Source organism: Myroides sp. N17-2 (assembly GCF_002286775.1).
In the GTDB taxonomy this organism is placed as follows: domain Bacteria; phylum Bacteroidota; class Bacteroidia; order Flavobacteriales; family Flavobacteriaceae; genus Flavobacterium.
The window spans coordinates 1-13,957 of sequence record NZ_NSGJ01000020.1; the positions used below are offsets into that span (position 1 = coordinate 1).

Annotated in this window: 13 protein-coding genes; 3 read left to right on the plus strand and 10 right to left on the minus strand. The window is 35.9% G+C overall.

The genetic code is table 11. The features are described 5' to 3' along the window. Nucleotides 1-178: 178 nt before the first annotated feature. The 7 genes from CF599_RS09785 to CF599_RS09815 form a co-directional block, all read right to left on the minus strand. Nucleotides 179-1,426: a hypothetical protein gene (locus CF599_RS09785; protein WP_121965853.1), complete on the minus strand. Its 1,248-nt coding sequence runs from the start codon at nucleotides 1,424-1,426 to the stop codon at nucleotides 179-181. A gap of 58 nt (nucleotides 1,427-1,484) precedes the next feature. Beyond that, nucleotides 1,485-1,928, minus strand: coding sequence for a VOC family protein (locus tag CF599_RS09790; protein ID WP_121965854.1), 444 nt, complete (start codon nucleotides 1,926-1,928; stop codon nucleotides 1,485-1,487). 85 nt (nucleotides 1,929-2,013) lie between these two features. After that, nucleotides 2,014-2,319, minus strand: a complete 306-nt coding sequence (locus CF599_RS09795) for a helix-turn-helix domain-containing protein (RefSeq protein ID WP_121965855.1) — start codon at nucleotides 2,317-2,319, stop codon at nucleotides 2,014-2,016. A gap of 180 nt (nucleotides 2,320-2,499) precedes the next feature. After that, on the minus strand, nucleotides 2,500-2,919 hold the full coding sequence (locus tag CF599_RS09800; RefSeq protein WP_121965856.1) for a hypothetical protein: 420 nt from the start codon (nucleotides 2,917-2,919) through the stop codon (nucleotides 2,500-2,502). Nucleotides 2,920-3,114: 195 nt separating this feature from the next. After that, nucleotides 3,115-4,002, minus strand: coding sequence for a bifunctional 5,10-methylenetetrahydrofolate dehydrogenase/5,10-methenyltetrahydrofolate cyclohydrolase (locus tag CF599_RS09805; protein WP_121965857.1), 888 nt, complete (start codon nucleotides 4,000-4,002; stop codon nucleotides 3,115-3,117). A gap of 77 nt (nucleotides 4,003-4,079) precedes the next feature. Then, nucleotides 4,080-5,417, minus strand: coding sequence for a signal recognition particle protein (gene ffh / locus CF599_RS09810; RefSeq protein WP_121965858.1), 1,338 nt, complete (start codon nucleotides 5,415-5,417; stop codon nucleotides 4,080-4,082). A gap of 176 nt (nucleotides 5,418-5,593) precedes the next feature. After that, on the minus strand, nucleotides 5,594-6,277 hold the full coding sequence (locus tag CF599_RS09815; RefSeq protein ID WP_216821873.1) for a hypothetical protein: 684 nt from the start codon (nucleotides 6,275-6,277) through the stop codon (nucleotides 5,594-5,596). A gap of 209 nt (nucleotides 6,278-6,486) precedes the next feature. On the opposite strand from CF599_RS09815, the gene CF599_RS09820 reads away from it, so the two are divergent. From CF599_RS09820 to CF599_RS09830, 3 genes are all read left to right on the plus strand, one after another. Continuing rightward, entirely contained in the window at nucleotides 6,487-7,704 is a 1,218-nt protein-coding gene (locus tag CF599_RS09820; RefSeq protein WP_121965859.1) for a HEAT repeat domain-containing protein, read from the plus strand. A 61-nt stretch (nucleotides 7,705-7,765) separates the two neighbouring features. Next, nucleotides 7,766-9,457: an RluA family pseudouridine synthase gene (locus CF599_RS09825; protein ID WP_121965860.1), complete on the plus strand. Its 1,692-nt coding sequence runs from the start codon at nucleotides 7,766-7,768 to the stop codon at nucleotides 9,455-9,457. Nucleotides 9,458-9,775: 318 nt separating this feature from the next. Then, on the plus strand, nucleotides 9,776-11,008 hold the full coding sequence (locus CF599_RS09830; RefSeq protein ID WP_121965861.1) for a DUF445 domain-containing protein: 1,233 nt from the start codon (nucleotides 9,776-9,778) through the stop codon (nucleotides 11,006-11,008). Between the two features lie 567 nt (nucleotides 11,009-11,575). On the opposite strand, the gene CF599_RS09835 is transcribed toward CF599_RS09830, so the two are convergent. From CF599_RS09835 to CF599_RS09845, 3 genes are all read right to left on the minus strand, one after another. Continuing rightward, entirely contained in the window at nucleotides 11,576-12,334 is a 759-nt protein-coding gene (locus tag CF599_RS09835) for a hypothetical protein (RefSeq protein ID WP_121965862.1), read from the minus strand. 2 nt (nucleotides 12,335-12,336) lie between these two features. Continuing rightward, on the minus strand, nucleotides 12,337-12,831 hold the full coding sequence (locus CF599_RS09840) for a hypothetical protein (RefSeq protein WP_121965863.1): 495 nt from the start codon (nucleotides 12,829-12,831) through the stop codon (nucleotides 12,337-12,339). 309 nt (nucleotides 12,832-13,140) lie between these two features. Then, nucleotides 13,141-13,947: a DUF4261 domain-containing protein gene (locus tag CF599_RS09845; RefSeq protein ID WP_121965864.1), complete on the minus strand. Its 807-nt coding sequence runs from the start codon at nucleotides 13,945-13,947 to the stop codon at nucleotides 13,141-13,143. Between the last annotated feature and the right edge of the window lie 10 nt (nucleotides 13,948-13,957).

Consider the following 13,957-nt stretch of genomic DNA (forward strand, 5'->3'; position numbering starts at 1 on the left):
TTACTAGAAAAATATGTACTTTTACTCATCGTGTTTATTGTTTTGCAAGACTAAACTACGATAACTTTTTAGAAGTCAGCTTGCTGGCTTCTTTTTTTTTATCGGACAACAATGATTTAGTATAAAAAAAAGCTACCTTAACATCTATCAAAGTAGCTTTTTTTTATATTAATCGTGATTACCACACTAATGCCTTCTCCTCATTCTTCCAAACTAACAAACGGAAGTCCTCATAGATATCAGCATTTCCGATAGTATGTGTATCTCTAACCTTCTTATTTAATGTCAACTTATGTAATATTCCAGCGTGAGTTCCTACATATAGTGTTTTATTATCTTCTGACAAGGTCATTCCACTAATAGTAGAACCCAAATAATGTTGCCATAATTCCCCTCCTTCTGTACGAATAGCTCTTATATACCCATAAGCATCACCTAGAATATAATAATCCTCTAAAGCAACACCAGCATATACACGCATACCTTCGTCTAGTGTTATTGCGTCCTCATGCTCTTCCCATGCAGGAATATTTATTCCATTTAATTTGGCTGTTTCCACACCTATAGAAGCACCATTGTAGAAATGACATGTATTACTCAATAGTTGTTTATCATCACTAGAGAATAGACAATAATGTGGATAAGATGATTGCGCACCTATCACACCTATTTTTTCTCCTTCACTATTTAACACAGCATGGTCTCTACCTTGATCACCTACTACGATAGATTTATTATCATAAGATAAAGTAGCATTCTCCATATCAATACTTGTATCGAAATCTTCATCATTATCTTCATTTAAAGGATGAAGTAATTTCTCTTGCTCTTTACTTAATAAATAAATTCCTTCAGAAGAAATAAACAGTATTTTCTGCCCATCATTAAATGGTATAAGTCTTGTAATGCCAGTATCCTTTAATACATCTAATGCAAACTCGGCTATTATTTCTCCCTCCCATCCTTGGCGAGTTACTATCTTATCGGTATACGCTATTGCATAGACATTATTACGCATAGACTGCCCGATACTTCTAATCTCTTTATCTAAGCTAGTCAACTCTGTTCCCTTCGCTAAATAAGCCTGCCTATCTTCATATGAAGTCCCTTGCATAAAAGCAACTACATCATCTGAGATAGAACAGATATCTCCTATATATCCTCCCTTGTCATCTAACATTTCCGCCAATGGACTATGTGCAGGAGCAAACTCTTCTCTAAAAGCAGCGACAGTACCATTCGCATTAGCTTCTCTTAGTAGCTTAATAACTGCTTCTCCTATCTTACCTCTAGTATCCACAGCTTCCTCACCTTCCCAGTTATCCCATCCGTGTTCATTACCGAAAGCTACCATTTCATTAATATCCTTAGCGTATTTCGCTCCTTTTAAGCTCCACTCACGTTGTAACTCCTCTCTTGTTTTCATGTTTTATTCGTTTTATTAATGGCTAAAATACACTCTTAAGTTCATCTAATTAACACCTCTATTCCGCTATTTTACGTTCACCTAGATTCTCTATTAATCTCACTAAATACCCATCAGGATCTTGTACTAAGAACTGCTTTTGTCCAAACTCTACTTCTGGAGCTACTCTATACCAACGCTCTTCTAAAGAAATAAATACTTTATACTCTGCTTTGGCTAATCTTTCTAATATCTCTTCTACAGAGCCTACTTCTATCTGAAAGTTTATCCCTCTACCATAAGGCCTTTCCATTGTTGCAGTCTCCCACTCTCTGTCATTTGGATTATACTGTTCTAACATTATCTGTGCTTCGCCTAATCCTAAGTAAGCGAATTTCTCCTCCGGACGATCATACATCACCTCAAAACCAATTAATTTACACCAAAACTGTAAGCTTGCTGTAATATCTGACACCACCAACTCTGGCACTAAGGCTGACCACTTTATATCTTGACTTCGCATACATAATCTTTTGAGTAAAAATACGATTTATTAGATACAAAAAAAGCCATCTAAAAAGATGACTATTTATTACATAACTGCCTTACTACAAAGAAATCTCATTATAAGGTTCAACACTAAAACTAACCTTTAGATCTAATGCTTTAAACACTTTTAATATTGTGGTTAATCTAGCATCTGTTGTGCTATTTTCTATCTTCGATATCTGTGCTTTCTTAACCCCTACTAATTGACCTAACTCTTCTTGTGTTAGATTACGCTCTTGTCTAGCTTGTTTTATTGTTTGCCCAAGTAGGTCTAATCGCAACTCATTCTCAAATTCATCACGTTCGACCGTTCCTTCCTTACCGATATATAAATCTGTAAGTTCATCTAAACTATATGTTTTCATCTGACCTAAACTTTATTATTACAATGTTTTACAAATATCCTAGTTTCCTATAAAAGAAACAAGTACATTTAAATTGATTATAAAAGTAGTTACTAAAACATAGCTACAATAATAGAAATCAAACAATAATTACAAAAGTATATCACAAAAAAAAGCCATCTAACAAGATGACTCATATAGTTATTTCAATGTGACAAATACTATCCCAAAAAGACCTCCTCTAGCGCCATATAATGCTGTTATACTAGGTCCATTCTTATACTCTATAGATTTGACGTCGTCTCTTTTGATAGTTGCTAAATCTTTCGAATAACTAGGTTCAGTACTATACTTGCCTTCATTACTCACGATAATCACAAGATACTCTCCTGACTTAATAATTGGTAAAGCCCCATCATTATACCAAGCACTACTTAATTGATATAAACGTTCTACATACTCTTGTAAATTCAGTTTATTCTCCTCTTTTACCTCAGATGGAGCTTCTATTAGTAGTTTTGATATACTTCGACCTGGATGAGGAGGTCTCACTGTTAGCTCTTGGGCACTTACACTTATACCCGCTAAAAAACAAAAAACAATAATTACTTTCTTTATCATAATATAACTACTTCTATAAAATTACTTCTTAAAAACATCTACAAGATGTTTTCCTTACACTCTGTTCCGTGTCACACAATACATCCACAATATAACAAAAAGAAAAATCACAATATAACAGTAGAAACGATCACTACAAAATAAAAAAGAGAGATGATACCTCACCTCTCTTCATATATAAATAAAACAGTCTTTTTATTCTCCCTTCTTAGCTCTTCTTGATCTAGCTAATAAAGTGTTCTTTAATAACATTGCTATAGTCATTGGTCCTACACCACCAGGTACAGGAGTGATAAAAGCAGCTTTCTTACTAACCTCTTCGAAGTCAACATCTCCAGCGATAACATATCCTTTCGGATTAGAAGCATCTGGTACACGAGTGATACCGACATCTACTACCGTTACACCATCCTTCACCATATCTCCTTTTAAGAAGTAAGGTACTCCTAGTGCAGAGATAATGATATCTGCTTCACGAGTAATCTCAGCAATATTCTTCGTGCGACTATGAGTAAGAGTTACAGTAGCATCACCAGGATATCCTTTGCGACTTAACAAGATACTCATCGGACGTCCCACGATGTGAGAGCGACCTATAACGACCACGTTCTTACCTGCTGTTTCTACTTTATAACGCTCAAATAATTCCATGATACCATAAGGAGTAGCTGGTAAGAAGGTTTCCATCTCTAACGCCATACGACCAAAGTTAGTCGGGTGAAATCCATCTACATCTTTATCCGCATCGATAGCTAATAAGATCTTTTGCTCATCGATGTGTTTAGGAAGAGGTAACTGAACAATATATCCATCAATAGCTGGGTTCTCATTCAACTCTTTTACTTTAGCCAAAAGTTCTTCTTCTGTAGTGTCTTCTGGTAAAGAAACTAAGGTAGATTCAAAACCTACTTTCTCGCAAGACTTAACTTTACTTCCTACGTAAGTTAAACTTGCTCCATTACTTCCAACAATAACTGCTGCTAAGTGAGGTACTTTCTCTCCACGAGCCTTCATCTGTTGAACCTCAACAGCGATCTCTTCTTTGATATCTTCCGATACCTTTTTTCCGTCTAGTAGTTGCATTAAATAATAATATGTGTGTGTTGTATAAATAAAGAAGGTTTAAACCTCATAACGAACCTTAAACCTTCTCTTGTGTCTTATTGCATTCCTTTCATTTGCCCCATCATTCTCATCAAATTCTTTCCTTTAGCTCCTTGCATCATCTTCATCATTTTGCTCATTTGATCGAACTGCTTAAGCAATTGATTAACTTGTTGAATATCCGTACCCGAACCTTTAGCGATACGCGTTTTGCGTTTCACATCTATAATCGCAGGCTTAGAACGCTCAGCAGGAGTCATCGAGTGGATAATCGCTTCGATGTGTTTAAACGCATCGTCTTCGATCTCTACATCTTTCATTGCTTTTCCTACTCCTGGTATCATCCCCATCAAGTCTTTCATGCTACCCATGTTTTTAACTTGTTGGATTTGAGTTAAGAAGTCATCAAAACCAAACTCATTCTTCGCGATTTTCTTTTGGATCTTACGAGCTTCCTCTTCGTCATATTGAGCTTGTGCACGCTCTACTAACGAGATTACGTCTCCCATCCCTAAGATACGGTCAGCCATACGATCTGGATAGAACACATCGATTGCATCCATCTTCTCACCAGTACCGATAAACTTAATCGGTTTATTTACTACTGATTTAATAGAGATAGCAGCCCCTCCACGTGTATCCCCGTCTAACTTAGTAAGGATAACTCCGTCGAAGTTTAATCTATCATTAAATGCTTTTGCTGTATTTACTGCATCTTGTCCAGTCATAGAGTCCACTACGAATAAGGTCTCATGTGGAGCAATAGCTTTATGGATATTAGCGATCTCTGTCATCATCTCTTCATCTACAGCTAGACGACCAGCCGTATCGACGATTACTACGTTAAATCCATTTGCTTTAGCATGTTTAACTGCGTTCTCCGCGATCAGTACAGGATTGTTATTCCCTTCTTCTGAATATACTTCTATACCTAATTGATCACCTACTACATGTAGCTGATTAATAGCTGCTGGACGATAAACGTCACACGCCACCAATAAAGGCTTCTTATTTTTCTTTGTCTTTAAGAAGTTTGCTAATTTACCAGAGAACGTTGTTTTCCCTGATCCTTGCAAACCTGACATTAAAATAACCGAAGGATTACCAGATAAGTTAATACCTGCAGCCTCACCACCCATTAATTGAGTCAACTCGTCTTTAACGATCTTGATCATCAATTGTCCTGGTTGTAACGTAGTAAGTACTTCTTCTCCTAAGGCTTTTTCTTTTACTATATTAGTAAAATCTTTAGCAATCTTAAAGTTAACGTCGGCATCTAATAAAGCTCTACGAACCTCTTTTAGAGTATCTGCTACATTGACTTCTGTAATCTTGCCGTGTCCCTTAAGGATATGAAAGGCTTTATCTAATTTATCACTTAAATTATCGAACATATCGGTATTATTTTAATACTTTGAGTCGCCAAAGATACTATATAACTCGTTAAGTCACAAAAAGCAAAAGCAACAAAACATACTTTTTTTGAAAATACTATGCTTTCTCCGGGTTATAAAAGATTCCCAATAGCTAAACACCCCCTATTGAGAGTCGTAAATAAGGTTTTTATACACTAAAAATCTGCTTCATACCCATGACCATTCTTACCATAAAATATTAACCACTTTGCAACTGCATAGAGGATATGAAGTTTAGCTTCCATAGTATCCTCGTCCACATCAGGTATTTCTCTCTGTGTCTTTAGATATCCTAGATTATGTTCTTGAGCTAGTTTATCAGCTACTTCCATTAGTCTATTGCCATAGTCTAAAGTTGCATCAGCTCTCTTCGTTTCCCATGCATCATAAACCAAATCTTCATCTATGATAGATAAACAGTCATTTAAAAACTGCCCTCTTAATACATTTTCATCTTGTCCAAAAGAACAATATAACGGTACTCCATCTAGCTCTTCTGCTAAATCTATAACATAATACCCTTCATGTTCTTTCTCAAATTCCTCATAAGACATAGATTTTTCATCTAATACTTCATATCTTGAACTCAACCACTGATTAGCCTGTTCATCTCGTCCTACCATAGGAGCTTTAATCGTCTCATAAGTAGGTATAAGATTAGCGAACCATTCTGTCAATAGTTCCTCTCTATTAGGAGCTTTCTTTCCCTTTAGTTTATCCCAAATACTAAGCTCTTGTTTTTTTCCATTATCGATATCACTTACAAGATCCATAATCTCATAATACCTTTGCTCAAAACCAGGCTTTGCCTTACCCATAGGGCGCATATCTAATCCCATATTATGCTAATTCAAATTGTACAATATTTCTTCTAACCCTTTCTATGCAGTCTATTCCTACAACATCAGATCCCTCTTGTATCAGATTATTACTTCTATTATTAATAACTAAAGATAAAAAAAAACACAATCATAATCTTATACAAATCAAACTAGTAACCTTAATGACAAATTTAATCAGCTAACTTAGTACACTTATAAACCACCCTATGAAGAAACTTTTTATACTAATAATATTATTTAGTACTCTTTCTTGTAAAAACAAAGAACAAGAGGAACAACTTGATCAAAACAGAGAAGCTATTGTTAATCTATTCAATACATTAGAAATGAATGAAAAGATTGATCTAATAGAAATGATCCTCTCTGACAAAGATACTCCTGCTCAAGTAATAGAAGAGTATTCAAAAGATTCTACACTTATCAATATCAAAGAAGGTAATATAAAAGGTAACATAATCAATAGCCCAAATGTTACACCTGCTATATTACAGGAAATGCATTCACTTTTACAATCAGATGATCGTTACGTTCGTATAATAGCTCTAAATACAAAACTACCTGAAAACTTATTTGAAAAATTAGCCTTAGCAAAAGACTATACTACGAGAATGTCTATTGCAGAAAACGAAAATACATCTATTACACTATTACGTCATCTAGCTAATGATTCTATTAGTGAAGTACGTGCTGAAATTGCTATTAACAAAAACACACCTGTAGATATTCTTGAACGATTGGCTATTGATGAAAATGCAGATGTCAGATACAACGTTGCAGGTCACCCTAAACTTCCTATTAACCTTTTAGAACAACTAGCACAAGACACAACAACAGTACAATTAGATTTTAACACTTATTCTGCTGTTAGAGGAAATGTAGCTAGCAATCCAAACACTCCTATTCCCATATTGATAAGTATTTTTAACACATCTACAGGTACAGACGATGTAAGCATCATGATTAGAGAATCATTGGCATTAAATCCAAATCTTCCGCTTACGTTGATAGAGAAGCTTTCTCATGATGACATTTACTTGGTACGTATTTCTATTGGTAAAAATAGTAGCACACCACTTTCTATATTAAATAAACTCGCTGATGATAAAACCGAGGTTGTAAGAGTGGCCGTTGCAAGTAATCAAAGTATATCACAAAAATTATTAGAAAAATTAGCTCAAGACAACTATTCTTATACTCTCAAAGCAATAGCTAACAATACTAAAACACCAATTTGTATTTTAGAAAAACTAGCAAATGATAATAGTCAAGATAGAATTCTCTTAAAAGAAATAAAAAACAACCCTAATATGACTAAACCTTTAAAACTATCTATCTTAAACAAAAAAGAACAAATACTTCAACTACTCCCTCTTCTTGATCCCAAAATATATAGTGAACTTTTGGTAGGCTTTAGAGAATTTTAAAACATTCCCCTCCTCCATCTCTCATTTATCCTTAATTTTGCGCTTTAAATATTCAGAATAAATGTCTCAGCCTAAAGCGATCTTCAGAAAGTTCTCTACAGATGTGCAGTCTATCGAACTGCCAACTAAGTTTACTTTCCCTTTTTATTACGAACCACACCCACTGACTGTCATAGCAGTAGAGGAGCTACAGCAGGAGTTAAGCTCTCACCCGCTTATCGCTCCTTTATTTGATACAGCACACGCAGACTGTCTGCCTACAGGGAAGATGTTCGGAGTATTAATCGTAAAGAATGCAGAGGGAGAACTAGGATATTTAGCTGCTTTCTCAGGGAAGTTAGGCAGTCATACTGACTTAGAAGGCTATGTTCCTTTAATATGCGACCTGTGGAATGAAGATGGTTTCTTTGCTAAAGAGGGAGAGGAAGTAACCGCTATTAATACGATCAATGCTAGAATAGAACTTCTAGAGTCTGATCCTACCTATACCTCCGCTAAAACGCTACTGAAACAACAACTAGCAGATGAAAAGCAAGCGATAGAACAGAGAAAAGCTGAACACAAAACACTTAAGAACGAACGCAAGGCTATCCGCAAGGCACAAGAACCTCTCTTGTCAGAAGAAGAATTTAAACTGCTTAATGACGACTTAGTCAGACAGAGCTTAAGAGATAAATATGAGCTCCGTGTATTGACAGAATATTGGCAAGAGCAAGTGAGTACTACTAAAGCCATCACTGATAGCGTAGAACAAGAATTAAATACACTAAAGGAAGAACGCAAGAACAAGTCAAATGGCTTACAACACAAGCTATTTGCTTCTTACAAATTCCTAAACTATAAAGGTGAACAACAGAGTTTACTAGACATATTTGCCAAGACTGTAGTACAGCAGCCACCAGCGGCAGCAGGAGATTGTGCAGCTCCTAAGTTGATACAGTATGCGTATGAACACGGATATATGCCTCTTGCATTAGGGGAATTTTGGTGGGGTGAATCTCCGAAGTCTGAGATACGCAAGCACCAGCATTTCTACCCTTCTTGTCGTGGTAAGTGTGAACCTATCTTAGGGCATATGTTAGAGGGGCTAGAGGTAGAGGATAATCCTCTGTTAGTTAATCCCGCACTTAACAGACCTATCGATGTAGTCTATGAAGATGAGTACTTCGCTATCGTAAATAAACCTGAGGATTTCTTATCTGTGCCAGGTATCTATATTTTTGACTCTGTATATGAGCGTATGAGATTGCGCTATCCTGATGCGACAGGCCCCCTAATCGTACACCGATTAGATATGCCTACATCAGGTATATTGATTATTGCTAAAGACAAGGATTCCCATAAAGTAATACAAAGTCAGTTTATCAAAAAAACACTTGAGAAGCGATATGTAGCTGTGCTAGATGGGATTATTACAGAAGATGAAGGGATAATCGAACTACCGTTACGAATAGACTTTGACGACAGACCGAGACAAATGGTTTGCTATGAATATGGTAAATATGCGAAGACACGCTATGAAGTAATCGAACGCAAAGATGGCAAAACGAAAGTGTACTTCTACCCTATTACAGGGCGTACCCATCAGTTGCGTATGCACGCCTCACATCCTAATGGGTTAAACACACCTATCGTTGGTGATGACCTATACGGTACGAAGGCAGATAGACTATATCTACACGCTGAAAGCATCACTTTCAAACATCCGAAAACACACGAATTAATGACTTTTACTATAAAAGAGAGCTTTTAAGCTCTCTTTTTTCATTATATTAGCTATTAACAAACACTATATCTTCTAAAATGCTTACTTAAGTTAACTTATAAACACAATTACTCTTGCGAAGCCTTAACGGCCTTAACGTAAAAGCGAGTGTCAATAGGTGCAAATTATGCAAAACTAGACAGTGTTTGAGCGATAGCGAGTTTGTCTAGTTTCAGAATTTGAACCGTAATTGACCGCTTTGTAGTTAGAGCCTTGACCTTTTTTGTTACTTTTTGGGGTCAAGCCAAAAAAGTAAAGAAATAAACAAATAGCCAATTATCTTTAAACACCTAAGCACACATTGCTATGACCGAAAAGAAAAAACAATTACAACAACATAAACGCATCGCTACAGGTCTATTTATCCTAATGGCACTAGTCTATATTATTATGGTCTATGCCATCAGACATACTCCTGCAGCTTGGATGGGATATGTCAAAGCGTTCTCAGAGGCAGCTATGGTAGGGGCTTTGGCGGATTGGTTTGCAGTGACTGCTTTATTTAGACATCCGATGGGTATGTCTATCCCGCACACAAACCTTATCGTTAATAGCAAAAATAAAATAGGTGATAACCTCGGCGACTTCGTGACAGATAACTTCTTGACTTCTGAGAATATCCGCCCTTATGTAGAGAAAGTAGACTTAGCGAATATGATTTCTTCTTGGTTAAACAAACCTGCTAACCAAACGATATTAGAAAATGAACTAGCTACTCTAACCAAGAGAATATTAACAGAACTAGAGGACAAAACTATTGTCAATCTAATGATGGCAAAAGCGAAAGATGGTATCGCAGCTATTAATATACAGAGCTTCGTTTCTAAAGGAGTATCCTATGCTATCGACCAAAATGAACACAATAAACTGCTTGATATCATCCTGCCTAAAGCGCAAATCTATGTAGAAGAACACCGTCAGGAAATCTATGATAATGTGGTAGAGAAAAAGCCTATACTAGGACTTATCGGTGGTAAAGCAGTGACGAATCAATTAATAAATGGTATCAACACTTTCTTAGAAGATATCGCTCGCGATCCGAATCACAAAATCAGAAAGGAGATTACACTTCGCTTAGAAATGTTAGCGGTAGATATAGAGGCTTCTCCATCGTGGAAAGCAAAGTTTGACGAAATACTAAATCAATTTATCACAGATGAGAAGATCAATATGTATATGTCTGACCTGTGGCAATCTACCAAAACAAGTTTACTTGCACAGCTTGAAGATAAACGGTCTACTCTGCGCACCTATATCACTAAGAGCATCGCTCGTGTAGCAGATGATCTAGAAAACAACGAAGAGAACAAAGCTAAAATAAACAAGTGGATACAGCATACCATTTATAAAGTAGCGCTTAAAAATACCAAAGAAGTAGGGCAACTAATCCGCAACACTGTAGATAGTTGGGATGGTCAGGAGCTAAGCGACAAGCTAGAACTAGAGGTAGGTAAAGACTTACAGTACATCCGTATCAACGGAACTATCGTAGGAGGTCTAGTAGGACTATTGATCTACATTATCACTTCATATCTTTAATGAGAAACCAAAACAATCTCAACTAAATACTACACCCTCTATGTAAGGTATATTTATTTTCTTAAATTTGCATTATACTTTGATTATAAACAAAGTATCAAAAATTAAGGCATCAGATTTTAGAATAATACTAAAACCGTAAATCTGCAACTACCATTTACTGCGTATAAATTCTACTTCACATAGCTTCACTTTGCTCTAAAACCACACTACAGTGTGTTCTTATCGCTAATCTTGCTCTGTTTTGTATAATTCATTCTCGTTTAAACGTTATTTGCAGATTTGAGGTAAACAAATAATCAAAAAAAAGACAGATTATCTCAATCAATAGGTAATCTGTCTTTTTTTGTATCTTGTTTTGTATCTTGTTTTGGGTGAGTCCATAGTGACTCCATAATGAGTCCATAGTGACTCCATTAAAAGGACTGTTTTAATGGAGTCACTATGTACCCACGATGCTATCAATATCTAATCATTGAAAATCAGATAGCAACTATAACCACAAAAGGGCTGTAACGCATACGTTACAGCCCTTTTGTGATTACTCTTATTTAAATTTTACAGCTACTAATTATCAGATAATCCAGTTAGATTTCTTTCCTTACCTTCACTGTCCTTAATGATGATAACCACCTCATGACGTACAGTAGATTCAGGATTATCCATTAAGATAGTAATAGTCTCTTGTGTCTTTCTATCTTTAAACTCAAGCACTCTATTAGCCATTGTCCCTTGTATATCTTCAGTTCCCTCTAATACTTGATCAGGTGCTTCTGCCATCGTTTTACCATCAATCCAAATCACTAGACGCATCACGTCTTTGTTTTTTCTATCTACACGCCAGATATCTTGACCTACTTTTATAACAGCATACGGAGCTAAGAACTTATTTACACTGCGGTGTATTCTTTTTTTATCCGCTTGAATTAGCGAATTTCTTAGATCTTTCTCTGCTTCTGTCTGATCATTAATGCGGAAAATATCTCCATCCTCTGTCAGCCACATTCTTCCAAGATCAAACATAATTCCTCTCCACCTCATTGGGCTATATTCTGCGATAACAGAGTGCGCTATCTTAGCAGAAAACTCAGGTATAAATAACTGTTCAAAGCGACTCACAAATTCGAACTCTGTAGTAATCTCAGGTATTGGGTATTCTCTCTTTAAAGGATAAACCACACGCTTAGCAATTCCCTCTCTATCTTCATTCTCAAACAAAGACATTAAAGACTCAATCTTCATTACAGTAGTTGGAGCGATAGTGCTCTCTTGACTAACCCCCTTAAATCCTATTAAAAGGAACAATATAGCTAACGCTTTTTTCATATTTATGCTTTGTTTTTTAACTCTTCTAAACGATTGCGCATGTGTTCTGATAACATCTTCTGTACCTCAGTATCTAACTCTGTTTCCTTTAGATAATCGAAGTAAACAATCAATTCTTCTAATCGTTCTGTACTTAAATTTATTCTTGCTGTACTTAAGAATGTATCAAATGAGATATGAGCCGCACATAGATAATCATATAAGTATTCTGTCCCTCCACGTTCTAATAAAGTTTCTGCTAATAAATGAAACTTGTTATAGACCGAAAAGTTTAGTTTAGTAACCATTCCCAAGTTGATAAATAACTCTCTTAACAACACCAAATCAACTGTATCTAACTGTTCGCAAACTAACTCTGCTATTTGTATTCTAAACAGGTAATTGTCATCTTTAAACTTACCACCGTACTTTCCGTTCCATTCCACAGCGATCCACTCACTATCAGACGGGGAATAATTATCTATAAAACTTTGAAAATCATCACTAATCACTTGCATACCTCCTTACTTTTTTATTTCTACTTCGAGAAGCAAAAATACAATTAAAAACAAGACGTTTTTCATTACTTATCTACAAAAAAAAGAGAAGTAACAACTATATTAGCTATTACTTCTCTTCGTTTAATTGTAGACCTTAAATCCGCAAATAACGTTTAAACGAGAATAAATAATACAAAACAGAGCAAGATTAGTGATTAAAGCACACTCTAGTGTGGTTTAAGAATTAATTAAAGCTATGTAAAGTAGAACTTATTCGTAGTAAATGGTAGTTGCTGATCTAAGGTTGTATAAATGTAAGTGTACTCCTTAATCTACTTTCAGATTAATCACAGTACGGCGTGGCTGTGAACTCGCAAACTGTTTTTGACATAGCCATTTGCTTCCTGCTTCTAGTCCTTCTATCGTATGTCCATCTTCTATTACATCTCCTGCCTCCATTAGATAGTAAGCGTAGTCCCATAGGCGACTTGCTACATCATTAAGAATAGCTTCATCATCATAGAAGAATTGGAAATCTGAGACACCTAAAGCGTGAAGCCCTACTGTATCCATCAATAAACTTCCGTGTTCCGGTTCCTCCACATTATATAAACGCACGTTAATCATTAAATCAAGACCAACATAGTTAGGATCTAAACAGTCAGCCATAAACACTTCCGGATTGATTAACTTCTCTCCATGCTCTGAAACGATAACGGTTGGTTTAGACACCTTTGCCATTGCAAATAACATCTGTTGCATCAAGACGATTCTCACTCGTGGCTCAAGGCTACGACTTAAAAAGTCTGTCACTAATATCTCATAGTTACACTTCGCTAATGCATCTGCACCTTCTTCCCAATGCCAATTCTGCTCTGTATACTTGCCGTCTATCTTTTTGATACTATCATCTTCAGCGTGCATAACCACACACTGCGCAGGTACAATTCCTTCTTCAAACTCTACTTCACAGTCAGGAAAAGTAAACACATTTGCCTCTTCAGCTAATGTCACATTAGGAAACACCTTGTGCAATTCTGTTAATACTGCTTGCAAATCTATGGATGGTTTAGTTTCGAATAATAATCTAAACATCATCATCTTTGGGTTGTTGCCTAATTTTTTACTTGCCATATCTATTTTA